Origin of the sequence: Bradyrhizobium sp. AZCC 1578, from assembly GCF_036924675.1 — a bacterium.
Taxonomy (GTDB): Bacteria; Pseudomonadota; Alphaproteobacteria; order Rhizobiales; family Xanthobacteraceae; genus Bradyrhizobium.
The window spans coordinates 737,396-761,368 of sequence record NZ_JAZHRZ010000001.1 but is presented as its reverse complement, the minus strand read 5'-3'; the positions used below and the strand labels follow the sequence as shown (position 1 = coordinate 761,368).

The window sequence follows — 23,973 nt, the reverse complement described above, 5'->3', positions numbered from 1 at the left end:
GAGCCTCGCGTGCGCAATTTCCCACACCATATGATCCGCGCGATAGAGGCGGGCGACAGGGGGCGGCGTTGGGTGAATGGATCGGGGGCGCAATCGCGCTGGTCTCGAGCAGCCTCGGCGGCAGCGCCGCGGCGATCACGCGCTATCTCGCTGGTAACACCGATCCGATCACGCTTGCCATTCTGCGATGGGGGATCGGCTTCTGCTGCGTGCTGCCGGCGGCGCTGCTCATGAAGGCGCGATGGCCGAAACGCGCGGACTGGCCGGCCGTCGCCGCCCTCGGCTTCTGCTTCTTCGGCGTGTTTTTCGTTCTCTACAATATTGCGATGACGTTCACGACCGCGGCGCGCGCCTCGCTCGCGCTGGCGACGCTGCCGCTGCACACCATGGTGGTTGGTGCTCTGCTCGGCATCGAGCCGCTGACGAAACGGAAGTCGATCGGGGTCTGCATCGCGGTGCTGGGTGTCGCCGCCGCGCTCGCAACGGGATTATCGGCCGCGCCGGCGGGCGCGTGGCGCGGCGAGTTGATCATGACTGGCGCGGTGCTGTGCATGGCGTTCTACAATGTCTGGTCCCGGCCGTTCATCCAGCGATCCAGCGCGCTCGGTTTCCTGACCGTGGGCATGGGCACCGGCGCGGCGGCCCTGATCCTGGTCGGATCGTTGACTGGCAGCGTCGCATCGCTCGGCCAGTTCGGAACGCCGCAATGGATCGCGGGGCTTTATCTCGGCGTCGCCGGCGGGGCGCTCGCCTTCATTCTGTGGGTGCTAGCGCTGGAGCAGGCGTCGCCGACGCGCGTAGCCAACACCATGACGGTCAACCCGGTTGCCGCCGGGCTGCTTGCCACCCAGCTCGTCGGCGAGCCGATCACGCTCAACCTCATTATCGGGCTGATCGCCGTGTTTGCGGGCATATGGATCGCGACGTCGGAGATCAGGAAGCCGTAGGCTCACGTCTCAACTGGCAGCTTCGGCGATCCCTTTCGCAGCAGAAACAGCGCCAGCAGTGCCGAGATGCTGAGTGCCGAGGATACGATCAGCACCCGCGCGCCCATGGCTTCGATCAATAGGCCGAACAGCAGCGGGGCCGCGGCCTGCGCCATCCGTGCCGGTGCGCCGATGATGCCGAGGCGATAGCCGTAATTCTCCGGGCCGAAAATCGCGAGCGGCAGCGTGCCGCGCGCAATGGTCAGGATGCCATTGCCGGAGCCGTGGAACAGCGCGAACACGCTGGCCGCGCCGCCGCCGGCCAGGCCGAGGATGGCGGCGCCGATCGGGTGGGTGATGCAGGCAAGCCTGGTCGAGACCAGCGGATGGTAGCGGCTGAGAAAGCCCGCCTCGAAGATCCGCGCGGCCACCTGCGCCGGGCCGATCAGCGCGCCGGCGAACACCGCCTGCGCCGTGGTCGCGCCGGCCGCTTCCATGATGCGCGGCAGATGTGCCGCCATCGCGCCGGTGACGGTCCAGGCCGCGGCGAACACGAAGGCGAGCACGATCATGGTGCGATCGATCGGGATATGCGGCTTGACGGCTGCCGCCACCGCCGCCTTCGCGCCCTTTACAGCCGGCAGCATCAGGAGGTTGAGCGGCAGGCCGATCAGGATGTGCGCCGCCGCCCAGGCAAAGCAGGTGTTGCGCCAGCCGATGGTCTCCAGCCCCCATGCGGAGAGCGGCCATCCCACGGTCGAGGCAAAGCCGGCGAGCAGCGTGATGCCAGTGATTGAGCGCCGTGCGGCGTCGCCGTAGATGCGGCCGAGCGCGGCGAAGGCGGCGTCATAGAGGCCGGCGCCCATGCCGACGCCGAGCAGCAGCCAGGCGATGACGAGCATGGGGATGGACGATGTGAAGCCGAGCAGCGCCAGCCCGGCCGCCAGCACCAGATTGGATAGCGACAGCACGGAGCGGCCGCCGACCAGGTCGATCTGCCGTCCGACACGCGGGCCTATCAGGGCCGAAATCACCAGCGAGGCGGAGAAAGCGGTAAATATCCAGGTCGAGGATATGCCGAGATCGCGCGCGATTGGGTCAGCGAGGATCGCCGGCAGGTAGTAGCTCGAAGCCCAGGCCAGGGTCTGTGTCGTGCCGAGGGCGAGAATGATGGGAAGCTGGTTCACTGGACCGTTTCTCTTCTAGACCAAAGCAGCGCCAGCGGCCCGAGCAGGGTGCCCGCTGCCAGCACCGCGAACGCCGCCATCCAGGCCGATGCATTTTGCGGCCCGCCGGTCGCATCCAGCGCGACGCCCACCGCCCAGGCGCCGACGGCGGACAGGCTGAAGCCGACGGTGGAATGCATCGCCATGGTCGCGCCGCGATGGCTCGGGTCTGCTGCCATCGACATGCCCGAGGTCAACGCGCCGGAATCCGCTGGGACCGTGATGGCATAGACCAGCATCAGGGGCAGCAGCAGCCAGGGTGACTTGTCGGCGAGCACGCCGATCAGAAGCGCCACGGCAGCGGAAGCGAGCATGACCGCCGTGATGGCCCGGTGGCGGCCGAACCGGAGCGCGAATTCATTGCCCAAAATGCTCGCGGGCATGGCGAGCAGGGAGAACGCCACGCTCACCACCACCGGCGTCAGGATCGATGCATCCGAATGCCTCGCGGCGACAAACGTCCAGAACGCAACGATCCACGTCCGGATGCCGTAGAGTTCGAAGCAATGCGCGCCGTAGCCGAGCACGAAGCCCATGGCTTTGCGGTTCTGAAACACCGGGGCGAAATCCAGAAGCCGGCCCGATGTCGGTTTCGGTTCGATAGGCCGCAGCAGAAAGCAGACGGTGAGCATCATCAGCGGCCCGGCAGCGGTGACAAAAAAGGCACTCCGCCAACCCCAGGCTTCTGCGACGAGCTGCGAAACCAGGAATGACAGGCCGACGCCGAACGAGAAGCTCGACGTATAGAGCGTGATGGCGCGGGATGAGTCGCCGGACGCGAGACGGTCCGTCAGCGCCTTGAGGCCGGGCATGTAAGCGCCGGCGAAGCCGATGCCGGCGATCGCGTTGAAGAGGGCGCCCGACCACAGGCCGGTGGCAAAGGCGCCGAACAGCAGCGTGCCGAGCGCGCTCACCGCCGAGCCGGCGATCAGAATTTTGCGCGCGTCGACGCGGTCGGTCAGCGTCGCCAGCACCGGCACGGTCAGCATATAGCCGGCGGCGCCCGAGCCTGCCAGCAGGCCTGCCTGCGCGCCGCTCAAGTGCCATTCGGGAATCAAGAATGCGGCAAGGATGGAAGGTACGACGACGTGCGGGAGCAGGCTGCCGAGCTGCCCTACACACATCGCAACGATGACGGATCGGCCTTCCAGCGAAATTCTATTCACTCCTCATGTCGAGGACGCGCAACCACATCCCGATTTGCCTTGTTGCTTTGCTTTTTCATCCGCGACGCAACATGCGTCAACATCCGATATTGCGGGGCCGCCACAGCAATTGCCGGTATCTGGCGCGAGCGAGCGGCTGCAGACGCCGGTCTCGGGCAGCACCAGTTCGACTCGCTCTGCGGCAGCTCGGTCGCCGGCGATGTCGGCCGCTATCGAGCGCACCTGTTCGTACCCGGTGAGCATCAGGAAGGTCGGTGCGCGGCCGTAAGCTTTCATGCCGGCGAAATAGAAGCCGGGCTCGTCCTGCGCCAGCTCGCGGGCGCCGTGCGGACGCACCGTGCCGCAGCTATGCTCGTTCGGATCGATCAGTGGCGCCAGCGCGACCGGACATTCGATCGCAGGATCGAGCCGGATGCGCAACTCGCGCACGAAGTCGAGATCGGGGCGGAAACCCGTCGCGACGATCAGTTCATCGACCACGGCCTGCCGGGCGCGGCAGCCGGACAGGGCGCCGACGACGAGGCGAGGGCCGTCGGCTACGAGATGCGAAACGCGAAATTCGCTTTCGACCTTGATGCTGCCTGCCGTCACCAACGCGGCAAAGGCCGCGCCCAATTCACCGCGAGCCAACAGTTTGTCGTTCGCGCCGCCGCCGAAAGCCTTTGCCGGATCGCTGCCGCGCAGTAGCCAGATCGGCCGGGTGCCCGGCGCCTGGTCCGCAAGCTTCGCCAGATCGATTAGCGTACCGATCGCCGAATGCCCCGCGCCCAGCACCGCGACGGTCTTGCCGGCATAGCGCGCGCGTTCCTTGCCGAGGGCGTCGGGCATCCCATAGGCGATCTTGTCGGCGGTATCAGCCTCGCCAATGGCGGAAAGGCCGTTGGCGCCTGCAGGGTTCGGCGAATGCCAGGTGCCGGAAGCGTCGATGATCGCGTCGGCCTTGACGACTTTCGGACCTTGTCCGTTCTGGTAGCGAATTTCGAACGGCGCCTTTTCTCTGCCTTTCGACTTCATCCTGTCGAAGCCGGCCCGGCTGATCGCGGTGACGCGGCTCGATGTGCGGATGTGGGGCCCGAGCGCCGAGTGGGTCGCGAGCGGTTCGAGATAGTGCTCCACCATCTCCATGCCGGTCGGATACTGATCCGGTTCGGGAGAATTCCATCCGGTTGCCGCCAGCAGCCGCGCCGCCGCCTTGTCGACATTGTATTCCCAGGGTGAGAACAGTTGGACGTGGCCCCATTGCCGCATGGCGTGGCCGACCTTGTCGCCGGCTTCCAGCACGATCGGCTGCAGCCCGCGCTCCAGCACATGGGCGGCGGCGGCAAGGCCGACCGGCCCGGCTCCGATGATCGCGACAGTCCTGGTTCCACTCATGGCATTCTCCTATAAAACTAGAAATATCGAAATACAGTTCGAAAAAGCGCAACGCGCTAAGCCGCGGTCTTGGCATTGGTCTCGGCTTTGATCTTGGCATCGGCGGTTTCGGCGCTTTCCGTGCAGCATTCGGCGACCAAGAAACCCACCAGTTCCCGCATCACCTCGTAGTTGGCGTGGCAGATCAGCGTGGTCGCATCGCGCACCTGGGTGACGAGGCCGGCCACCACCAGCGCCTTGATGTGGTGGGAGAGGGTCGAGGGCGCGATTTTCAGTTTCTCCTGCAGGCGGCCGACGGCAAGTCCGGCGCCGCCGGCGCGGATCAGCGCACGATAGATCTTGAGCCGGGTCGGATTGCCCAGCGCTTCCAGATGGGCGGCGGCGTCATCGAGTTTCATGCGGGCATCATGGCATGCACATCGCCAACTCGTCAACGGTATTTCCAGAACTATCGAAATAGCGGGCACGCCTACAGCGGCAACAGTAAAAGTTGACACGCCCCGATATATCGATAAGTCTGGATATATGGAATCCGAACAAGCCATTTTGGCGCTAGCGGCGCTGGCGCAACCGACCAGGCTCGACGTGTTTCGGCTATTGGCGAAACACGAGCCGGAAGGATTGCCCGCCGGTGACATCGCCAAGGCGCTCGCCGTGCCGCAAAACACCATGTCGTCGCATCTGGCGATCTTGTCGCGTGCGGGGCTGGTGACAGCGCGCCGCTTCAGCCGCTCGATTGTCTACCGCGCCGATCTGAAGGCCTTTCAGTCCGTCGTGCTGTTCATGCTCAGGGATTGTTGCGACGGGCGGCCCGAAATCTGCGGTCCATTGATCGAAGACCTCACGCCTTGCCGCACCCCGAAGCCGAGGAGGAAAGCGCATGTCTGAACGCATCTACAATGTACTCTTCCTGTGCACCGGAAACACCGCCCGTTCGATCCTGGCGGAATCGATCCTGCGCAAGGACGGTCGCCGCAATTTTCGCGCCTTCTCCGCCGGCAGCCAGCCGAAGGGGACGGTCAATCCGTTTGCGATCAAGGTTCTCAACCGCCTCGATTACCCCACTGACGAATTGCGTTCGAAGAGTTGGGAAGAGTTCGCGCGGCCCGATGCACCCGTAATGGATTTCGTCTTTACGGTCTGCGACAACGCCGCCGGCGAATCTTGCCCGATCTGGCCCGGGCAGCCGATGACGGCACATTGGGGCATCGAGGACCCTGCCGCCGTCGAGGGCACCGATATCGAGAAGGAAGCGGCATTCGTCGCGGCATTCCGCTATCTCAAAAACAGAATTGCCGCCTTTACGAGCCTGCCGCTGCAAAGTATCGACCGCCTGTCGCTCGGGACCAAATTGCGCGACATCGGCCGCAACGACGGCGCGACGTCCGGCCAGGAGAAAGCCAGCTAATGTCCGAATTCGATCTGCCGCGCCGGCTCGCTGCCGAAGCGCTCGGGACCGCATTGTTGGTCGCTACCGTAGTCGGCTCCGGGATCATGGCCGAGACCTTGACCAAGGACGTCGCACTCGCGTTGCTCGGCAATACGCTGCCGACCGGTGCCATCCTGGTCGTCCTCATCACCATTCTCGGTCCCATTTCCGGGGCCCATTTCAATCCGGCGGTATCGCTGGTTTTTGCGCTCAGGCGCGAGCTGACGCCGCGCGAGGCGCTGCTCTACGTCGCTGCGCAAATCGCGGGCGGGATTGCCGGAACCATGCTGGCGCATGCGATGTTCGCGCTGCCGCTGCTCGATGCCTCGCTGAAAATGCGAACCGGCGGCGCGCAATGGCTCGCCGAAGCCGTCGCGGCGTTCGGCCTGGTTGCGACCATTCTGGCCGGTATCCGGTTCAACCGCGCCGGCGTGCCGTGGCTGGTCGGCCTCTACATCACGGCGGCTTACTGGTTCACGGCGTCGACGTCGTTCGCCAATCCCGCCGTTGCCATTGCGCGCTCGCTGACCAATACGTTTTCGGGCATTCGCCCAACAGATCTTCCGGGTTTCATCGCGGCGGAAACCTGCGGCGCCATCATCGCGTTGATCTTCATGGGCTGGCTGCTTCGTGAAAGCGACAAGGCGCACGCAGTGTTGAAGAAGGCGCAACCATGAGCGTCACGATCTATCACAACCCCGCCTGCGGCACCTCGCGCAACACGCTGGCGATGATCCGGCAGAGCGGCGAAGAGCCCGAGGTGATCGAGTACCTGAAGACGCCTCCGAGCCGCGCCCGGTTGGTCGAACTGATCAAGGCGCTGGGCATCTCGCCGCGCGAGCTGTTGCGCGAAAAAGGCACGCCCTATGCCGAGCTTGGCCTGGCCGACCCGAAATGGAGCGACGACGAGCTGATCGATCTCATGCTGAAACATCCGATCCTGATCAACCGGCCGATCGTGGTGACGCCAAAGGGCGTCCGCTTATGCCGGCCGTCGGAGCTCGTGCTCGACCTGCTCGACAACCCGGTCGAATCCTTCGTCAAGGAAGACGGCGAGGCGGTGACGCGGAAGTAAGCGCTTGATGTCCCGGGGAACGCAGGCGGCCAGAGCCTTCCGTCTGTCACCATTGCACGGCATAATAGCCCCATGGAGCGTCACCCCCCGTCTGCGCCTGATGAACTGGCTGGTCGGCCAGGGCCTCACCGGCCTGCCTCAAAACGACCTGATCCGCGGTTTCTGCGAACGCTGCTGCGCCGAAGGGCTTGGCCTGTCGCGCGGCATGGTCTTCATCGACACGCTGCACCCGATTTTCGAAGGCCGCGGCTTTCGCTGGAACGACGCCGAGACCAACGAGAGCGACGCGTTCGAATATGGCTCGACCAACGAGGGCGAAGCCGCGGAGGCCTGGCGGAGTTCGATCTTCTACTACATGCTCCAAAACGGCCATGAAGAACTGCCGCTCGACCTCGCCAATCGCACCTCCTACAACTTCAAATTCATGGGCGAGCTCGCCGAGAAAGGTCACAAGCATCTGGTCGCCTATGTGCACCAGTTCGGCGAGGCCGGCACCATGGGACAGATGGACTGCGTCTATTCCTATTGGGTGACACGGCGCGACGAGGGGTTTGGCGCGCAGGGGTTAGCTGCGCTCCGCGATCTCGTGCCGGTGCTGGGGCTGGCGATCAAATCCGCGGCGCAGGCTGACATCACCAAGACGCTGGGCCGGGTCTATCTCGGTCGCGACACCGCCGAGCAGGTGCTGCGCGGCCGCATCACGCGGGGTGTCACCGAGCGGATCAACACGGTGCTGTGGTTCTCCGACCTGCGCGGCTCGACGGCGATCAGCGAGAGTATCGATCCCGGCGAGATCATCCCGTTCCTCAACGATTATGCGCAGGCCTCGATCGACGCCATCCACGACGCCGGCGGCGAGGTGCTGAAGCTGATCGGCGACGGCGTGCTGGCGATGTTCACCCACGAGAACATGGCGAAGGCAAACCGCGCCGCGTTGCGCGCCGAACATCGCTTCCGCCGCAACATGAGGACGCTCAACGCCCGCCGCACGGCCGAGAACCGGCCAGTCACATCAGCCCATGTTGGCCTGCATGTCGGCGAGGTCTTTTACGGCAATATCGGCAGCGACGACCGGCTCGACTTCACGGTGGTGGGGCCTGCCGTCAACGAGGTCAGCCGCATCGCCTCGATGTGCCGCTCGGTCGACCGCGAATTGCTGATGTCGTCGGCGTTCCGCGGAGGTCTCGATGCCGCGGGGCGAAACTACCTGGTCTCCACCGGCCGCTACGCACTGCGCGGCATCGGCCGCGCGCAGGATCTTTACACGCTCGATCCGGATATTGCCGCGGATGAGGTGGTCGCGGGGAAGTACGAGCGATATCTGGTGTCCTAATTTGGTCTCGCTCGCCGTCTGTAAAGCGCCACGGCCACCAGCGAAAACACCATCAGAACTACGCCAAGCGCGAATAGCGCATCGTGGGAAATCGTCGCCGCGAGCCAGACGCCGATTGCGGCTGTCATCATCTGCGAGAAGCCGATGAGCGCTGATGCCGCGCCCGCTTTGTCGCCGAACGGGGACAGCGCCTGCGCCGTGCCTAACGGGCTGACGATGCCCATGCCGAGCAGGAATACGCTCATGGCCGCAAGAAACGGCAGAAAGGAGGGGGCGTAGAGCGAGACCAGCAGCATCGCGAGGCTGCCGGCGGCGGCGACGAACAGTCCGCCCCGGATCGAACGATCGAGCCCATAGCGTGGCGCCAGCCGGGTCGCGAGCATGCCGGCGGCGAACACGATCAGCACCGTGCCCGCAAAGAACAGACCGAGTTGAATCGGCGTAAAATGCATCGCTTCGATCAGAACGCGGGGCGCCGCCGAGAAAATCGAGAACAGAGCGCCCAGGATCAGGCTGACGGTTGCCGCCGGCACCACGAAGCGGCGGTCGCGGAGCAGGGCGAGGTAGGTTTTTGCGATCGCCTGCGGATCGAGCGGGGTGCGTGTTGCGAGGTGGGTCTCGCCAAACACCATGCCGTAGGCGAGGGCGCCGAGCCCGGCGAAAGCCGCGAGGAATGCGAATTCGGAGCGCCAGCCGAAAATGTGGTCGAGCGCGCCGCCCAGCAGCGGCGAGAAGCCGGGTGCTGCCGCCATCGCGATCATGATCAGCGCCATCGCGCGGGCGAGTGCCGCGCCGGAGAACAGGTCGCGGGCAATGGCGCGGGACAACACCGAGGTGGCGCAGGCGCCGGCCGCCTGGATGACACGGCCAATCAGCAGGCTCGGCAAATCATTGGCGAGGCCGCACCAGAGGCTGCCGGCGAAGAAGACGGTAAACCCGATCAGGACCGGCCAACGGCGGCCATAGCGGTCCGAGATCGGCCCGACCACGAGCTGGCCGATCGCGAACACCGCGAGGAAGACCGTGATCGCTGCGGTGACCGCCGCGCTCGTGACGTTGAGCGACGCCGCCATCTGCGGCAGCGACGGCAGCAGGATGTTGGTGGCGAGCGTTCCCGTGGCGGCGAGGCCTGCGAGCACCGCGATCTGCAGGACAGTGGAAGAAGCTTCCGAACGAGGGCCAGTGTCGATTGCTGCAGTCTGGTCGGCCATGAAGGTTCCCGCTTTTATATGAGATGATATATATCATATAAAGCGGCATGGGAAAGCACCAATGGGCTCCGGGCAATGAGGGCGCGGACTCACGGCAAGACAGTCCGGCTCAATGTGGCCCGCCAAGGAGCGGGTCGGACGCTATGCACCCGAAAGCGGACCTATTATGCTCACCCTGAGCTTTGTCGTTCTTGACCGACCCATAGCGAACGTTGTGGTCCTGTCCGCACCGCAACCAATATCTATCTTGAACGGCGCACGACCTCGATTGCTGCTTCGATTAGGGCTGCGGCAACCTCTTTGCCGAAGGTGTTAACGGTGATCGGACCGTCATCGGGCACACTTGAGATCAAGGAGTGTATCCCCGCTGTCCGAAAGGACTTCCATGCGAATGCCGTCGAAGTCGACATCGCTCGCCCATTGGGGTCTCACGGCACGGTCTCCGTATGTCAACGTTCCCATGCTGGGAGCTTATCATGTTTATGGGAAGTAAGCAGAAGCGCCTAGAAGCGGACATTTGATTCAGTTAGGTCGCGGGGGTGCTATATCGACCGTCAACAGTTTGTCCGCGTGATATCAGCGGCGGTTGCAGGTCTCCCTATCTTAAGCTTTGGGTCAAATCCGAATGGAATTATACGACGACGACCTTAAACGTTTCGAGGCGCATGGCGCTGCGCCCCTGCCCACCGCGATCAATCAAGGCTTTGTGGAACACGACGGTGCTCGAATCCGGTACGCGACGTACGGGTCGGGAGCTCCCGTGATCTTGCTGCATGGCGGCCTTGGGCATAGCGGCAACTGGGGCTATCAGGTTCCGGCGCTGGTCGCGTCGGGTTATCGCGCCGTGCTGATCGATAGCCGCGGCCATGGCCGCAGCACGCGCGATTCGCGGCCTTTCACGTATGAGTTGATGGCGTCCGACGTTCTGGCCGTGATGAATGCGCTGCAAGTGGACAAGGCAGCCGTCGTCGGATGGAGCGATGGCGCCTGTACCGCTTTGATCCTCGCCATGAAGGCCGCCGAACACGTTGCGGGCGTGTTTTTCTTCGGCTGTAACATGGACCCCAGCGGCACAAAAGAAATCGAGCCCAGCCCGGTTCTCGACCGGTGTTTCGGGCGGCACGCCAAGGACTATGCCCAGCTATCAGCCACGCCGGACCAGTTCGACGCATTGGTTGAAGCTGTCGGCCAGATGATGAAGACCGAACCGAATTATTCTGCAGGCGAGCTCGCCCACATCCATGTGCCTGTTGCGATCGTGCAGAGCGAGCACGACGAGTTCATCAAGCCCGAACATGCCGAATATCTTGCACGAAGTATCGCGACAGCGGAATTGAAGATCCTGCCTGGTGTGAGCCATTTCGCGCCGCTGCAAAGGCCGAGGCAATTCAACAGCGTCATGCTTGCTTTCCTCCGCAAGGTTCTTTCTTGAAGGAAACAATACGCCTCGGTGCCTTGAGCGGACATTAGTCAGTCGCTTAATGAGCACACGCCCTAAAAACCGTCATTGCGAGTGAAGCGATTTTTCTATGCTTGCTGCGCAAGCTTCGTAGGGCTTCAGTTCGCCGCAGCGCTTTAGCGCGAAGGCGGAAGCAATCCAGGGCCGCAAGAGAGGCTGGATTGCTTCGTCGCGGAGTTTATCATCGGGCCGGCCGAAGGCCGGACCCTGTGGCTCCTCGCAGTGACGGTTTTCGACCAGACGGCTAGCACCGCGCCGGCTCGCCGACCATGTCCGGCTGTCGCGCCAGCGAGACTGCGGGCGATAGCAGGATCACCAGCGCCTGTGCCGCGAAGATGGCGGCTGCCATGTAGAGGCAGGCTTCTGCGCCATAGAGCCCGCCGACGATGGCGCCCAGCGCCGAGCCGAGCGGACGGGCGCCGTAACTCATGATGTTGATGGCGGATACGCGCCCGAGCAGCGACGGCGGGGTCACCGATTGGCGCAGTGTGGTGGTCGAGATCACCCACAGGATCGGGCCGGCGCCGAGCAGGAAGAAGCTCAGCGCCGCGAGCCACGGCGCCGGCGCGATCGTCGTCAGCGCCATGATGGCGGCGGCGACGAATCCCGTCACCGGGCCGAGCCCGATCACGGTGCCGAAGGCCAGCCGCTGCATCACCCGCGTGGCAGAGAGCGCGCCCGCCACCATGCCGACGCCGTACATCGCAAGCGTTACGCCGACGCCGGTGGCCGATAGGCCGAGATGACGAACGGCGTAAGGCACGAACACGGCCAGCAGCAGGAACGAGGCCGTATTGAAGATGAACTGCGTGATGAACACGGGCCGCAGCAGCGCGTGATGCAACACGAACGCGGCGCCTTCCCTGATCTCCTGCAAAGGATGGCGGCGCGGGGCAGGGGCGCGTGCCGGTTCATAGATGCCCGACAGCAACACGACGGCCATCACCGACAACGCGGCGGCAAATCCGAAGGCAGGCGCCGCCCCGACCCATCCGACCAGCACGCCGCCGAGCGCCGGACCGCTCGCAAACGCCACCGTGCGCGCCAGTTCGATGCGCGCGTTCGCTGCGGGCAATTGCTCCGAATTGACCAGCGATGGCACCAAAGCGGGCGCGGCGACGCTGTAGGCCACGGTGCCGCAGACAGCGACGAAGCCGAGTAGCGAGAGCAGCGGCAGCGTGATTGCGCCAAGCCAGATCAGCAGCAGCGTCGCCGCAAGCGCGGCCGCCCGCAGCGCTTCGGAGACCGCCATCACCCAGCGCCGCGAGATGCGGTCGGCAAGGAGGCCGGCGGGAATCGCAAACAGGATGAAGGGCAGCGTCAGCGCGGTCTGCAACAATCCGGTCTGGCCTTCGCCAACACCAAGCAGCAGCACCGCAACGATGGGCGCTGCGGCCAGCGCAATCTGCTCGGCCGATTGCGCGGCGAGGTTCGACCAGGCCAGACGGTTGAAGGTCGCGGGCAAGCGCGGTGTCGGAGCGGGTGACATGGCAAAATTTCCTGACAGATTCGATTTGATCCATTGTCCGGCCCGAGGACGATCAAACCCACCCGTTTCCCGACAACCTCTTCCAAAAAAAACCTCCACACACGAACGTGTGGAGGTTTCATGACCGGGCTGCCAGAACGCGGATGCCCGGCAAAAATGATCGCGCCAATCCGCAGAAGTTGTTTCGTGAATTCGCGTCAAACGTCGAACAGGAAATCGTGCTTTGTCAGTTCATGCGGCCGCACGCTGGTCAGTTCGATCCGGTCGTCGCCGACCTGGACCACCGTATTCCCGTGGTCGCCCCAGATCCTCACGTCGCGAAAGTCCAAACGGCCGGCATTCTCAAACACCAGCATGTCGACGCCCGGATCGAAGTCGGTGATCTCAGCTTTGGTGGATCCGAAATCAAACACGAAGCGGTCCGCGCCGTCATTCCCCGTCATCGCCTGCTTGCCGGTTCCGGCGAACAGATAATCGCCTTGCGGACCGCCGATCAGCGTGTCGTTGCCATCGGAGCCGATAACGATCTGGCGGGCTTCGGGGTCTTCGGACTCTACGCCGCCGGCAAGGCCGGTGTGCCGCGTATAGGTGACGAAGACGTCGTCCTGGATATGCTCGGTATCGGTATTGCGCAGAATGATATCTGCCAGCGTCGTGCCTTTGATCTCGGACAACGTCTTGGCATCAAATCCCTGATTTTCGAACCAGAACCGGTCGCCATCGCGCAACGCCTCGAACTGCATCGTGATGATGGCCTGGAAGGTTTCGCCGACGAGCGCGCCGGGCACATGATTTTCAGACAAGCCGCCGGTCCACAGGCCGACGTTGTTGACATTGCCGTAAGCCGCCTTCAGTCCGGCCAGCGTCTCCGGGTCGCTCGTGATCTGGCTGAAATCCGTGTAGGGCTCGAGGCCGAGTGCTTCTCGGGTCTGGTTGAGCGTGCCGAGGCCAAGGTCGCGCGCGCGCTGGATGTTGATCGCGGCGAGATCCATAGACACCGGTGGATCGAAAAGAAAATTGCGCAGGTCGTCGACGATGCGCGCGTCGAGTGCTTGTGATGGATCGGCGGCCAGGTGGCGTAATTGTCCGTCGGCGCCGCCATTGTCGTTGAAGTTTGCGGCCGGCTGGAAGAATACATCCTTCAGGTCTTCCTCGGAGCCGGCGACGACTTCGCCGTTTTCCTCAAGGCCCTCGGTTTCGCCCGACACGATCGAATGTCCGAAGCGGAACGCCGCAGCGACGAATTCCAGCGTGAGGTGAGGATCGGCGCTGGGGTCGTAGCCGTCGTAGGGCGTTAGCGCATTCTTGCCGACGAGGTTAGGCAGGAACTCCGAATAGGTGATGTTGGCGATTTCCGCCGTCACGATAGCGCGGGCGTGATTGTAGAGTTGATCGCCGCTCCAGTTCGGGTGCTCGAGGTGCAGTTTGTCGACCCAATAATTGTGTTCGCGCACGAATAGCGTGTGCAGGGCGGTGAGCGCCGGATTTTCTGCGGCGCGGACGTCGCCGGCCACGACCATACCGTCGACGATCGGCAGATTGCTGCCCTGCGACGTCAACATGTGACCATCGGCGGTGCGCAGGCTGGCCGCGGTCGCGGCGTTGGACCCATAGACCATCGAGGCATCCAGCCAGGCGGTATTGGAATTGACTGCCGTGGCCGGGTTGGATGTGCCCGCACCGGTCGTGGGGTCAATGACCGCACGGGTGATCGGAATGATCGTGCCGGCGGGGAGTACGGGATCGCCGGCGGGGACCGCGACGCTGATATCGTTGACGCCGTCCGTCCGGGTCAGCGTCATGTCGTGATCGATGAATTGGCCCCAGGCGTACATGAAGGCGGATACACCTTCCGGGTTCGCCACATCAGGGTCGCCGGCGCCGACCACAAGATTGCTGATGGTGCGCGGATTGTTGCCACCGAGCGGGACGGAGATGCCGTCGGCAAAATGCGCCTCGCCGATACGTCCGAATTCAGTGCCGGCCGCGTTGAGGGTGGAATCGGATTGATTGTTCTGCGAACCGTCGAAGGTGCGGTATTCGATTTTTGCCGGCTTTGGATCCGGTGGGCACGGCCAACCGTGAGGGCCATGGTGCTCACCCGGGCCATGCGAGCCGTGCGGTCGGTGCGGCACATGAAAGTGGCCGAGAAAATCGCCGAAGTGAAAATCGTCGTTTCTGTCTTGGTGCGCCTCCCAAGTCCGCTTGAACTGACGCATCCGGATGCTCCCTCAGTTGCAATTGCGAATTAGTTGCAATTGGTGTCACGAATGAGAGGCATTTGCAATAAGGAAGTGCGAACCGCCCGTAGCCCGCGTGCTTCCCGACGACCGACAGGAGAGAACGACTCCAGGAAAAAGGCCCGCCGCGCGAATGGCGGCAGGCCTCGATCTGAACGGCGTTTTGGCTGCTTCTGTTCGACTACGATTTGGGCCCGAGCGTCGCCTTGCCCGTTCCCGAGATAGTCGCCGGCTGCGTCGCCAGCTCATCATCATCTACAGCGGAGGGCAATTCGGCTGGGCTGGCGAGCTGCGGCGCGGCCAACGCGTTGGTCAGGCTGGTCAGCGCGTCTGGACCGGCTGCAAAGCCGCCTTCGGCGAGGATCTTGTCGATGATCGGCTTGAACGCCGAAACCGACAGCAACTGCGCGGCAAGGCCATCGCCCAGACCAAGCCCGTTGCTATGGCCGTTCATCGCGCCATTGCCGCCGCCACGGCCGAGCAGGCCGCCGGTGTCGAAGATCCGGATGTCGGAAATCTTCTCGATCGGCTTGACCGCTTCGGCCAGCGCGTTCGGGATGATGTTGATGCGCGCCAGGGTGAGATCGTAGTCGACCATCGCCTGAGAGAGCTTGTTGCGCGCTTCCGCCTTCAACGCCGCCACCTCGGCCTCGGCCTGGCCGAGCGATTTGACGCCGGCCGCGCGGGTGGTCGCCGCCTCGGCGTCGGCCTTGGCCAGCATGGTAATGGCTTCCGCTTTGTTGTTCGCTGCCTGGTTCTCGGCTTCCGCCATCACGGTGATCGGCATCGCCTCGGTCTCGGCAGCCTTGCGCGCCGCGATCACGTTGATGATCTTGTCGCGTTCGGCGATTTCGACGGCTTTGGCGGTGGTGACCTTTTCCTCGGCCGCAATCGCCAGCGCACGCGCGGTCTCGGCGACGGTCTGCGCTTCCGACTGCTCCTTGCTCTTGGTCGCGATCGCAATCGCACTTTCCTGCGCCACGATCTGCAGGTCGCGCTCCATTTCGGTATTGCGTCGTTTTACCGCGAGATCGGCTTCAATCTTTCTGGTGTCGCGCAACTGGTTGGCTTCGGTCTGCTTGTTGGCGACCGCCAGTTCCTGCTGGATGCGATACTCGGCCTCGTTCTGCAGCGCGGTCTGCTCGACCTGCGCGGTCTGCGCGCGCATCGCGGCGGTCTTGTTGGCGATGTCGCGCTGCTGGGCCAGTTCCGCCTCGCGCTTGGTGGCCTCGATCGTCAGCGTGGTCTGTCGGGCAACGAGGTCCTGCTGCGCGATGTTGACCTCGGTGGTGCGTGGTCAGTGGTATCATTTTCGTGATCACCAGATGCAGTTGCAAATGAGTTGCAATAAGGGCGAAGATCGGCCATCTTGCTGAAATGGATGCGCGCACGCCCGAATTGGGCCCGGAAGCCAAGGGTTTGCTGATGGCCGATACGACCGCCTCCGGTTGGCGCGCTGACGCCGCCGCCGACGCCCGGCTGAGCCTGCCCGAGGTCAACTCCACGATCCTGGTGCCCTTTGGCGGGCATTGGTCGCGCCGGCTGCTGGCCTTCCTCGGCCCCGGCTATCTGGTTTCGGTCGGTTACATGGACCCCGGCAATTGGGCCACTGACCTCGCGGGTGGTTCGAAGTTCGGCTACACGCTGCTCGCGGTCATCCTGCTGTCGAACCTGATGGCGATCCTGTTGCAGGCGCTTGCCGCGCGGCTTGGCATCGTCACCGACCGCGATCTGGCGCAGGCCTGCCGCGCCAGCTTCTCGCGGCCCGTGAACTTCCTGCTCTGGGTGGTCTGCGAAGCGGCAATCATCGCCTGCGATCTTGCCGAGGTGATCGGCACCGCGATCGCTCTCAACCTGCTGTTCGGCATTCCCTTGATCTGGGGCGCGCTGATAACCGCGCTCGATGCCTTCCTGTTGCTGCTCCTGATGAACAAGGGTTTTCGCTTCCTCGAAGCCTTCGTCATCTCGCTGTTAATTGTGATCGCGATCTGCTTTTCGATTCAGATCGTGGCTGCGGCGCCGCCGGTCGCTGCCGTCCTGAAGGGGTTTGTGCCGTCGCCCGAGATCGTCACCAATCCGGAGATGCTCTACATCGCAATCGGCATCATCGGCGCTACCGTGATGCCGCATAACCTTTATCTGCATTCCTCGATCGTGCAGACCCGCGCCTATGAGCGCAACGACAAGGGCCGCCGCGAGGCGATCAGATGGGCGACGACGGATTCGACCATCGCCTTGATGCTGGCGCTGTTCATCAACGCCGCGATTCTGATCGTTGCCGCCTCCACCTTCTATTCGAGCGGACGGACCGAGGTCGCCGAGATCGGTCAGGCCTATGAATTGCTGTCGCCGCTGCTCGGTCTCGGCATTGCCTCGACGCTGTTCGCGGTGGCGCTGCTCGCCTCCGGCCTCAATTCGACGGTAACGGCGACGCTGGCCGGCCAGATCGTGATGGAAGGCTTTTTGAACCTGCGGCTGCCGAACTGGGCGCGGCGGCTATTGACCCGCGGCGTCGCCATCGTTCCGGTCGTGATCGTCACCGCGCTCTATGGCGAGCGCGGCACCGGCCAATTATTGGTGTTCAGCCAGGTCGTGCTGTCGATGCAATTGCCGTTCGCGGTGATCCCGCTAGTGAAGTTCGTTTCCGACCGCCGCAAGATGGGCAAGTTCGTCATCCCGCGCACAGTCGCCGTCGTGGCGTGGATCGTCGCCGGAATCATCGTGGCGCTGAACGTGAAGCTGTTGTTCGAGGCGTTTTTCGGCTAACCGCGCACGCGGCTGTCATCGCCCGGCTCGATGTGCGGACCGAGCGACCTAGTACGCCGCGGCCTCTCGATTCAATCACTGATGTCTCTGGAATACTGGATCACCCGCTTTCGGCTTTCGCGGGTGATGACAGCAGAGGGTCAATCCTGCGGCTCGGACAGCATTTCGCCCGTCGCATCCACCCGCAGCCAGCCTGACGGCGCCAGCCGCTGCTGCGGCAGGAAGCGGCCCTTGTAGTCCATCTTCTTGGAGCCCTCGATCCAGTAGCCGAGATAGACGTAAGGCAGCCCGAGCCGGCGCGCGCGGGTGATGTGATCGAGGATCATGAAGGTGCCGAGCGAGCGGCTGTGCTGCGACGGCTCGAAGAACGAGTACACCATCGACAGCCCGTCGCTGAGCACATCCGTCAGCGCCACCGCGACCAGTTCCTCGCCGCGGCCGGTGATGCCGGTGTCGACGCCGCGCTTGCGGTATTCGATGATGCGGGTCTCGACATGGCTGTCTTCCACCATCATCGCGTAGTCGAGTACGGTCATGTCGGCCATGCCGCCATGGCGGTGGCGCCTGTCGAGGTAGGCGCGGAACACGGAGTATTGCTCCGACGTCGGCACCGCGCTGCGCTGCTCGCCGACAATGTCGGCGTTGCGTGCCAAAACTTTCTTGAAGTTGCGCGAGGGGCGGAATTCGTTGGCGATGACGCGCACAGAGACGCAGGCCCGGCACTGGTCGCAGGCCGGGCGGTAAGCGATCGATTGGCTGCGGCGGAAACCGCCATGGGTCAGGAGGTCGTTGAGGTCGCCGGCCTTGTCGCCGACCAGATGCGTGAACACCTTGCGCTCGTGCCGGCCCGGCAGATAGGGGCAGGGCGAGGGCGCCGTCAGGTAGAATTGCGGGGTATCACGCGAGTGTTGGGTCACGTCGGGTCGTCACGCCTCCGAAACAAATCAACCATAGCGCTTTCCAACGCAGTAGACACCGGTTCGCGTTAAGAAAACGCATCGGAACAAAAAAGCGCCGGCCCGGCCCCGATTTCATCTTGGGGCCCGACCGGCTCTAACATCGCGCCCGAAAGGCGGGCGGTCAAATAGTTTGCTGCTCGCTCAATAGCTGCTGCGTGGCGAAGGAACTACCTGGGTACGAACCGAGCTGTTGATGACCACGGTTCCCAGGATGAAGTCGTGCAGCAGCCGGCGACGGCTGTTTAACAGGCCGACCAGCAGCACCAGCGGCGTCAGGAATGAGATCGAGACCCAGTACAGCACGGCATGGCAGGCACCGAGCACGAAATAGCCCGGCTCGCCGTACCAGGTGCGCAGCTCCAGATCCATCGCGCGCATGCCGAGCGTCGCCGAATGCGGGCCGCCGATCGAGGTACCGTAATAGACGATCGCCCACACGATGGTGGCGGGCCACGCCAGCCAGAACAGCATCCAGCCGAGCCCGAGCGTGATGATGCCGAACAGGCCGATGAAGATGTAGCCGAGGATGACGGGCACCGACAGCACGACGAGGTCGATCAGGAACGCAAATACCCGCCGCGTCAGCACGCCGCGAAACAGTTCCGGCTGCGAATAGGGATCGAACGCATGCGGCGGCACTCCTCCGTCGTTCCGCCAGCCGCCGCCAGCACTTTGAGGCCCGCCGCCAGTATTGCCAGAGTCGCTATAAGACATAGTCCGTCCTCCAGGCCGATATTCCAGACCGTGACATGGGAACCGGCCGCGCGCTCGCCAAGGGCCTGCGACCATTAACAGCGCGCAATATGTCGGAGTGAACGTGGGACGGACCACAACGTTTCCGTCGTCCCTGCGAACGCAGGGACCCATACCCCGCGGCTCATCAATGGAGCGACGGGGCCACTTGCCTTTGCCACCACGTGCAGCGGTGGTTCTGGGCCCCTGCGAACGTGTTTGGGGGCGACGGGGAGGGTTAGCCTCCGGCCTTCAACTTCTCCGCGGCCTTCGGCGCAAAATACGTCAAGATCCCGTCCGCGCCGGCGCGCTTGAAGCCGAGCAGGCTTTCCATCATCGCGCGGTCGCCGTCGATCCAGCCATTGGCCGCGGCTCCGGCGATCATCGCGTATTCGCCGGATACCTGGTAGACGAAGGTCGGCATCGCAAACGTGTCTTTCACGCGCCACACGACGTCGAGATAGGGCATGCCGGGCTTCACCATCACCATGTCGGCGCCTTCGGCGATGTCGAGCTCGACCTCACGCAGCGCTTCGTCGGAATTGGCGCTGTCCATCTGGTAGGTGCGCTTGTCGCCGGTCAGCGTTTTGGCGGAGCCGATGGCGTCGCGGAACGGGCCGTAGAAGGCGCTAGCGTATTTCGCCGCATAGGCCATGATCTGCACGTCGAGAAAACCTGCCTCGTCCAGCGCCTCGCGGATCGCGCCGACGCGGCCGTCCATCATGTCGGATGGCGCGATGACGTCGCAGCCGGCTTCCGCCTGCACCAGCGCCTGTTGCACCAGTACCGCCACCGTCTCGTCGTTGAGGATTTTGCCGTCCTCGATCAGCCCGTCATGGCCGTGGCTGGTGAAGGGATCGAGCGCGACGTCGCACAGCACGCCGATCTCGGGGAATTCCTTCTTGATCGCGCGCACCGACTGGCAGACCAGATTGTTCGGGTTTAGCGCCTCGGAGCCGTGCTCGTCGCGGAGCGACGGCTCAGTATAGGGAAACAGCGCGATGCAGGGGATGTTCAGTTTTACCGCGCGCTCGGCGTCGCGCACCGCCTGATCAACGGTGAGGCGGTCGACGCCGGGCATCGAGGCCACCGGCGTGCGCGTATTGTGGCCGTCGGCCACGAACATCGGCCAGATCAAATCATCCGTGGTCAGCACGTTTTCGCGCACCAGCCGCCGCGCCCATTCCGCCTTGCGGTTGCGGCGGGGGCGGATGGTCAGGTCGAGCGGGGTGGAGGCAAGCGCCGTCTGCCGCCGCAGTGCGTCGCGCATTTCGATCGGACGCCCGAACTTGATCGCCATGTCAACGGTACTCCTTGAGGCGGCGGGAAGGTTTTGATTTGTTCCAATTCTAGCACCTTGCCGCTGCCGCGTCACCGAGCCTTGATCTATCTCATCGGCAATTGATTTTACCGTCTCGCCGGGCCAAGACATCAGGCCATGAGGAGATTCCAGCACGCATTGCGACCCGGTTGCGAGGCCAGCCCCCAGATCAGCTTCCGGGTCGGCTTCCATGTCTGACCTTTCGGCGCGCGATCAGGGGCGGGACCATGCCAGGGACAATGCGATGTCCATGGCGGCGATGTCGTCGGAGCGGATCGAGCCCGACGACAATGTGTGGACGCGTCGGCTGGTGCTGTTCCTGCGCATCATGGCGGTCGTGTCGATCATGAAGGGCCTGTACCACTGGGCGCAGGTCACGGGTTTCATCGGCGGCGAGGAGGAGGCGTTCGAAAACCAGTCGATGGCCTGGCAGACCGCGACCGTGTATTTCGCCGTCATCGAACTCGTCGGCGCCGTTGGCCTGTGGCTCGCGACGCCTTGGGGCGCGGTGGTGTGGCTCACCACGGTGGTGTCGATGGCGGTGATCGAGCTGATGTTTCCAGGCATCTATGGCGGCAGCCTGACGGTGGTGGCGCTGGAGGCTGTGATGCTCGGCGCCTATCTCGCCCTCGCCTGGATGGCCGCGCGCGAGCGCCCGCCGTAGCGGGGCGAGGGAGCAGCGCGGCAATATCCCTCAACTCTGTCAGTTTTCCGCCATAATCCATCCGCGTGCAGAATCCGCGACGCGATCCCGTACAATTTTCAAAAAGTTTTTCTGTAACGATTTGGTCACCGTTAAGGGCCGTAAAGGGATCTTACGCGAGCGTTTCGATTTCAGACGCGCCTGTTTCCGAATGCGACAGGTCTTGCAGACGAAGCGTGAACAGGGCGCTTCCAGCGTCAATGAAATGTTGCAAAAAGCCTTGATCCATGGGGCTTAATCCACAATTCACTCTGTTAAATTCATGATCTCTTTATTGTCTTATTTAAGCGGATCTTCAATCCGCCCCCTTAAGTTGAGGCTATCAGGCGGGACAGAAGTTTCGTCGAAATAAGTCGAAAAACGACGACAGGGGAAGTGTCATGATCAAAGCCGTTGCAACGGCGGTGGAAACCGCTGAACGCTCTGCCGGTCAAACTCCGGTGCAGCCGCTCTATCTGGAAGCGTTGACTTTGGTCGAACGGCTGCATCGCCGGCTGCTCGACGTCATCAAGGACGAATTCGATCGCCGCGGCCGTGCCGACATCAATTCAGTGCAGGCATTGCTGCTCTATAACATCGGCGACAAAGAGCTGACCGCGGGCGAACTGCGCACGCGCGGTTATTACCTCGGCTCCAACGTCTCCTATAACCTCAAGAAGCTCGTCGAGCTCGGCTTCCTCGATCATCAGCGCTCTCGCGTCGATCGTCGCTCGGTCCGCATTCGCCTCACCGCGCAAGGCCAGGAAATCCGCAAGATCGTCGATGCGCTCTACCAGAAGCACGTCAAGACGGTGGAGCAGGTCGGCGGCATCTCGAATGAGGAGTTTGCGACGCTGAACAAGTCGCTGCACCGCCTCGAGCGGTTCTGGACCGACCAGATCCTGTATCGGCTCTGAGAATTCGTAAGCCGGCCGCCTAGAAGCCCGGTAGCCAACAAGCCGACAAACTGGCAAGGCAGTGAGCCCTGCTCAACGCGCATCGGCGCCGGTCTTCCGGCTCCGGTGCGCTTTGTTTTTGAGGGAAAATCCCCGCATTTTCGGGCAGCTATCGCTGTTTCCTAAAGAGAAATTGCGATTTCTCGCATTGGAACCATCTTCTTTCTCGCGGTGGAACCATCTTCGCGCCTGCGAATTATTGGCCCGGCCACAAAACAGGTGAGGGCATGCTGGTCGAGCGCGGAATTCAGGTCATGAATTTTGAGGTGGTGGGCGATGCCTACGCGATCGCCTCAAACTACCTTCGCAAGAGCGGCGCCATTGCCGATACCCTCGCCACCGACGAGCGATTGCTCGCAATCATCGTGAAGCTGTTCCGGCGCGGCGAATTCAACAGGCTCAGGCTCGCCAATAAGGCGATCGCCACGTTCGAAGCAGGCGCATTGGCCTGACGATAACCCGCTCACGCAACTCAGGAGAATCCATGGAAGCCGCGATCGAACGGATCATGCAGACCTATGACCTGCTTCTGAACTGCAGCGCCGCTGCCAGCGACGAGGCCCGCGCCAAGGTCACGGCCTATCTCACCACGCTGGTCGAGGCGGGCGAGAATGATCCGCACCGGCTGACGGTGTGCGGGCTCACCTATCTACGCCAGCTCGATGGCAGCAACGATCCGGTGAAGGCGGGGTATACGGGATTGTAGTCTTGCTGCCTCGCGCGCCCCGCCATAGATTTGCGTCTCTGATCGACGGAGGCTCGCCATGACCTCACTCACGCGTCGTTTGTTTCTGTCGCTGGCGGCTGGCCTTGTGCCGGCCTCCGCCATCGCCCATCACGGCTGGGGCGGCTACGATACGTCGAAATCGTTCACCGTGACCGGCAAGATCCTGAAATCGACCTTCGAGAATCCGCATTGCGGGATCGAGATGGAGGTCGACGGCAAGCACTGGCACTTCGTCCTGGCGCCGCCGTCGCGCATGCAGGCGCGTGGCGCAACGCGCGAGCTGATCGCGCCCGGCAAGACCTGCACCGTGTTCGGCTATCCGCACAGCAGCAAGCCGGACGAGGCGCGGATCGAATATATCGTGCTCGACGGCAAGCGCATCGAGTTGCGGTAAGCCGCAAGTGGAACACGAGCCGGCCGCATCTATATTCCTGGCACTGCAGGAAAGTGCGCTTGGTCATGCGATGCGCTCTTCGCCGGCGCTTTATCCTACGGTCGAGATTCTGCACATTATCGGTTTCGTCATCCTGGTCGGATCGATCCTGGCGCTCGACTTGAGGCTGCTGGGACTCGGGCGCACGCTTGCCATCCAACCGATGGCGCAATTGCTGTTGCCGGTGTCGCGTGCAGGCTTTCTGCTCGCGATCAGCATGGGCTTTTTGCTGTTCAGCGCCGATGCTTCGCATGTCGTGAAAAATCCCGCGTTCCAGATCAAGCTGCTTCTGATCGGTGCGGCCCTGATCAACATCGTGATCGCGCACGCCGTTCCATGGCGTCATGTTGAACACTGGGGCGACAAGGCGTCCGGCGCAGCCAAGGTGACTGCACTGCTATCGATCCTGCTGTGGCTCGGCGTCATCTGCGCGGGGCGCCTGATTGCGTATTTTTAACAAGGCCGGTTT

Annotated in this window: 24 protein-coding genes and 1 pseudogene; 14 read left to right on the top strand and 11 right to left on the bottom strand. The window is 63.2% G+C overall.

Annotated elements, in window-relative coordinates:
* Positions 1 to 68: 68 nt before the first annotated feature.
* Positions 69 to 947 (top strand): DMT family transporter, encoded by an 879-nt coding sequence (locus V1290_RS03895; RefSeq protein WP_334363103.1) that lies wholly within the window; start codon positions 69 to 71, stop codon positions 945 to 947.
* 2 nt (positions 948 to 949) lie between these two features.
* Here the strand turns inward: V1290_RS03895 and V1290_RS03890 are convergent, their stop codons facing one another.
* Genes V1290_RS03890 through V1290_RS03875 form a run of 4 tightly spaced genes read right to left on the bottom strand, consistent with a single transcriptional unit; the run spans position 950 to position 5,090 of the window.
* Entirely contained in the window at positions 950 to 2,113 is a 1,164-nt protein-coding gene (locus tag V1290_RS03890; RefSeq protein ID WP_334363102.1) for an MFS transporter, read from the bottom strand.
* Positions 2,110 to 3,276 (bottom strand): MFS transporter, encoded by a 1,167-nt coding sequence (locus V1290_RS03885; protein WP_334368926.1) that lies wholly within the window; start codon positions 3,274 to 3,276, stop codon positions 2,110 to 2,112. The genes V1290_RS03890 and V1290_RS03885 overlap by 4 nt, the downstream gene beginning before the upstream one ends.
* Positions 3,277 to 3,321: 45 nt before the next feature.
* Positions 3,322 to 4,692, bottom strand: coding sequence for an NAD(P)-binding domain-containing protein (locus V1290_RS03880; protein ID WP_334363101.1), 1,371 nt, complete (start codon positions 4,690 to 4,692; stop codon positions 3,322 to 3,324).
* 56 nt (positions 4,693 to 4,748) lie between these two features.
* Positions 4,749 to 5,090 (bottom strand): ArsR/SmtB family transcription factor, encoded by a 342-nt coding sequence (locus V1290_RS03875; protein ID WP_334363100.1) that lies wholly within the window; start codon positions 5,088 to 5,090, stop codon positions 4,749 to 4,751.
* A 127-nt stretch (positions 5,091 to 5,217) separates the two neighbouring features.
* Between V1290_RS03875 and V1290_RS03870 the strand changes: the two genes are divergently transcribed.
* From V1290_RS03870 to V1290_RS03850, 5 genes are all read left to right on the top strand, one after another.
* On the top strand, positions 5,218 to 5,580 hold the full coding sequence (locus tag V1290_RS03870) for an ArsR/SmtB family transcription factor (RefSeq protein ID WP_334363099.1): 363 nt from the start codon (positions 5,218 to 5,220) through the stop codon (positions 5,578 to 5,580).
* Positions 5,573 to 6,100, top strand: a complete 528-nt coding sequence (locus V1290_RS03865; RefSeq protein WP_334363098.1) for an arsenate reductase ArsC — start codon at positions 5,573 to 5,575, stop codon at positions 6,098 to 6,100. The genes V1290_RS03870 and V1290_RS03865 overlap by 8 nt, the downstream gene beginning before the upstream one ends.
* A complete protein-coding gene (locus V1290_RS03860; RefSeq protein ID WP_334363097.1) occupies positions 6,100 to 6,798 on the top strand; it encodes an MIP/aquaporin family protein in 699 nt (232 codons plus the stop codon). The genes V1290_RS03865 and V1290_RS03860 overlap by 1 nt, the downstream gene beginning before the upstream one ends.
* Positions 6,795 to 7,196, top strand: a complete 402-nt coding sequence (gene arsC, locus V1290_RS03855) for an arsenate reductase (glutaredoxin) (RefSeq protein ID WP_334363095.1) — start codon at positions 6,795 to 6,797, stop codon at positions 7,194 to 7,196. The genes V1290_RS03860 and arsC overlap by 4 nt, the downstream gene beginning before the upstream one ends.
* A 100-nt stretch (positions 7,197 to 7,296) precedes the next feature.
* On the top strand, positions 7,297 to 8,529 hold the full coding sequence (locus V1290_RS03850; RefSeq protein WP_334363094.1) for an adenylate/guanylate cyclase domain-containing protein: 1,233 nt from the start codon (positions 7,297 to 7,299) through the stop codon (positions 8,527 to 8,529).
* Here V1290_RS03850 and V1290_RS03845 read toward each other — a convergent pair.
* Positions 8,526 to 9,740, bottom strand: coding sequence for a multidrug effflux MFS transporter (locus tag V1290_RS03845; protein ID WP_334363093.1), 1,215 nt, complete (start codon positions 9,738 to 9,740; stop codon positions 8,526 to 8,528). The two genes, V1290_RS03850 and V1290_RS03845, sit on opposite strands and share 4 nt — an antisense overlap.
* A 625-nt stretch (positions 9,741 to 10,365) precedes the next feature.
* Here V1290_RS03845 and V1290_RS03840 point away from each other — a divergent pair.
* Positions 10,366 to 11,172 (top strand): alpha/beta fold hydrolase, encoded by an 807-nt coding sequence (locus V1290_RS03840; RefSeq protein WP_334363092.1) that lies wholly within the window; start codon positions 10,366 to 10,368, stop codon positions 11,170 to 11,172.
* Positions 11,173 to 11,443: 271 nt separating this feature from the next.
* Here V1290_RS03840 and V1290_RS03835 read toward each other — a convergent pair whose 3' ends face one another.
* From V1290_RS03835 to V1290_RS03825, 3 genes and pseudogenes are all read right to left on the bottom strand, one after another.
* Positions 11,444 to 12,688 carry an MFS transporter gene (locus tag V1290_RS03835; RefSeq protein WP_334363091.1) on the bottom strand — a complete coding sequence of 415 codons (1,245 nt, stop codon included), beginning with the start codon at positions 12,686 to 12,688 and terminating at the stop codon, positions 11,444 to 11,446.
* Between the two features lie 197 nt (positions 12,689 to 12,885).
* Entirely contained in the window at positions 12,886 to 14,907 is a 2,022-nt protein-coding gene (locus V1290_RS03830) for a peroxidase family protein (RefSeq protein ID WP_334363090.1), read from the bottom strand.
* 202 nt (positions 14,908 to 15,109) lie between these two features.
* Positions 15,110 to 16,222 (bottom strand): annotated as a pseudogene (locus V1290_RS03825) (flotillin domain-containing protein); the annotation flags it as partial.
* 83 nt (positions 16,223 to 16,305) lie between these two features.
* On the opposite strand from V1290_RS03825, the gene V1290_RS03820 reads away from it, so the two are divergent.
* Entirely contained in the window at positions 16,306 to 17,694 is a 1,389-nt protein-coding gene (locus V1290_RS03820) for an Nramp family divalent metal transporter (protein ID WP_334363089.1), read from the top strand.
* A gap of 140 nt (positions 17,695 to 17,834) precedes the next feature.
* Here V1290_RS03820 and V1290_RS03815 read toward each other — a convergent pair whose 3' ends face one another.
* The 3 genes from V1290_RS03815 to hemB all read right to left on the bottom strand — a co-directional run bounded on the left by V1290_RS03815 (position 17,835) and on the right by hemB (position 20,685).
* The gene (locus V1290_RS03815; protein WP_028345684.1) at positions 17,835 to 18,611 is read right to left on the bottom strand and encodes an arginyltransferase; all 777 of its coding nucleotides are present in this window, start codon (positions 18,609 to 18,611) and stop codon (positions 17,835 to 17,837) included.
* A 183-nt stretch (positions 18,612 to 18,794) separates the two neighbouring features.
* Positions 18,795 to 19,367: an RDD family protein gene (locus V1290_RS03810; RefSeq protein WP_334363087.1), complete on the bottom strand. Its 573-nt coding sequence runs from the start codon at positions 19,365 to 19,367 to the stop codon at positions 18,795 to 18,797.
* A 256-nt stretch (positions 19,368 to 19,623) separates the two neighbouring features.
* A complete protein-coding gene (gene hemB, locus V1290_RS03805; RefSeq protein WP_334363086.1) occupies positions 19,624 to 20,685 on the bottom strand; it encodes a porphobilinogen synthase in 1,062 nt (353 codons plus the stop codon).
* A 211-nt stretch (positions 20,686 to 20,896) separates the two neighbouring features.
* Between hemB and V1290_RS03800 the strand changes: the two genes are divergently transcribed.
* From V1290_RS03800 to V1290_RS03775, 6 genes are all read left to right on the top strand, one after another.
* Positions 20,897 to 21,370, top strand: coding sequence for a DUF6163 family protein (locus V1290_RS03800; protein WP_334363085.1), 474 nt, complete (start codon positions 20,897 to 20,899; stop codon positions 21,368 to 21,370).
* Between the two features lie 419 nt (positions 21,371 to 21,789).
* Positions 21,790 to 22,305, top strand: coding sequence for a transcriptional regulator LdtR (ldtR, locus tag V1290_RS03795; RefSeq protein ID WP_028345688.1), 516 nt, complete (start codon positions 21,790 to 21,792; stop codon positions 22,303 to 22,305).
* Between the two features lie 266 nt (positions 22,306 to 22,571).
* Positions 22,572 to 22,796: a hypothetical protein gene (locus tag V1290_RS03790; RefSeq protein ID WP_334363084.1), complete on the top strand. Its 225-nt coding sequence runs from the start codon at positions 22,572 to 22,574 to the stop codon at positions 22,794 to 22,796.
* A 32-nt stretch (positions 22,797 to 22,828) separates the two neighbouring features.
* Positions 22,829 to 23,050: a hypothetical protein gene (locus V1290_RS03785; RefSeq protein WP_334363083.1), complete on the top strand. Its 222-nt coding sequence runs from the start codon at positions 22,829 to 22,831 to the stop codon at positions 23,048 to 23,050.
* Between the two features lie 58 nt (positions 23,051 to 23,108).
* Positions 23,109 to 23,465: a DUF6152 family protein gene (locus V1290_RS03780; protein WP_334363081.1), complete on the top strand. Its 357-nt coding sequence runs from the start codon at positions 23,109 to 23,111 to the stop codon at positions 23,463 to 23,465.
* A 7-nt stretch (positions 23,466 to 23,472) separates the two neighbouring features.
* Entirely contained in the window at positions 23,473 to 23,961 is a 489-nt protein-coding gene (locus V1290_RS03775; RefSeq protein WP_334363080.1) for a hypothetical protein, read from the top strand.
* Positions 23,962 to 23,973: the final 12 nt, after the last annotated feature.

Coding starts and splice junctions, on each gene's coding strand:
- V1290_RS03830 (WP_334363090.1), bottom strand. CDS start 14,907: ATGCGTCAGTTCAAGCGGACTTGGGAGGCGCACCAAGACAGAAACGAC.
- V1290_RS03800 (WP_334363085.1), top strand. CDS start 20,897: ATGTCTGACCTTTCGGCGCGCGATCAGGGGCGGGACCATGCCAGGGAC.
- V1290_RS03810 (WP_334363087.1), bottom strand. CDS start 19,367: ATGTCTTATAGCGACTCTGGCAATACTGGCGGCGGGCCTCAAAGTGCT.
- arsC (WP_334363095.1), top strand. CDS start 6,795: ATGAGCGTCACGATCTATCACAACCCCGCCTGCGGCACCTCGCGCAAC.
- V1290_RS03860 (WP_334363097.1), top strand. CDS start 6,100: ATGTCCGAATTCGATCTGCCGCGCCGGCTCGCTGCCGAAGCGCTCGGG.
- V1290_RS03870 (WP_334363099.1), top strand. CDS start 5,218: ATGGAATCCGAACAAGCCATTTTGGCGCTAGCGGCGCTGGCGCAACCG.
- V1290_RS03885 (WP_334368926.1), bottom strand. CDS start 3,276: ATGTGTGTAGGGCAGCTCGGCAGCCTGCTCCCGCACGTCGTCGTACCT.
- V1290_RS03845 (WP_334363093.1), bottom strand. CDS start 9,740: ATGGCCGACCAGACTGCAGCAATCGACACTGGCCCTCGTTCGGAAGCT.
- V1290_RS03880 (WP_334363101.1), bottom strand. CDS start 4,692: ATGAGTGGAACCAGGACTGTCGCGATCATCGGAGCCGGGCCGGTCGGC.
- V1290_RS03840 (WP_334363092.1), top strand. CDS start 10,366: ATGGAATTATACGACGACGACCTTAAACGTTTCGAGGCGCATGGCGCT.
- V1290_RS03875 (WP_334363100.1), bottom strand. CDS start 5,090: ATGAAACTCGATGACGCCGCCGCCCATCTGGAAGCGCTGGGCAATCCG.
- V1290_RS03850 (WP_334363094.1), top strand. CDS start 7,297: ATGAACTGGCTGGTCGGCCAGGGCCTCACCGGCCTGCCTCAAAACGAC.
- V1290_RS03785 (WP_334363083.1), top strand. CDS start 22,829: ATGGAAGCCGCGATCGAACGGATCATGCAGACCTATGACCTGCTTCTG.
- hemB (WP_334363086.1), bottom strand. CDS start 20,685: ATGGCGATCAAGTTCGGGCGTCCGATCGAAATGCGCGACGCACTGCGG.
- V1290_RS03790 (WP_334363084.1), top strand. CDS start 22,572: ATGCTGGTCGAGCGCGGAATTCAGGTCATGAATTTTGAGGTGGTGGGC.
- ldtR (WP_028345688.1), top strand. CDS start 21,790: ATGATCAAAGCCGTTGCAACGGCGGTGGAAACCGCTGAACGCTCTGCC.
- V1290_RS03820 (WP_334363089.1), top strand. CDS start 16,306: ATGGATGCGCGCACGCCCGAATTGGGCCCGGAAGCCAAGGGTTTGCTG.
- V1290_RS03835 (WP_334363091.1), bottom strand. CDS start 12,688: ATGTCACCCGCTCCGACACCGCGCTTGCCCGCGACCTTCAACCGTCTG.
- V1290_RS03865 (WP_334363098.1), top strand. CDS start 5,573: ATGTCTGAACGCATCTACAATGTACTCTTCCTGTGCACCGGAAACACC.
- V1290_RS03780 (WP_334363081.1), top strand. CDS start 23,109: ATGACCTCACTCACGCGTCGTTTGTTTCTGTCGCTGGCGGCTGGCCTT.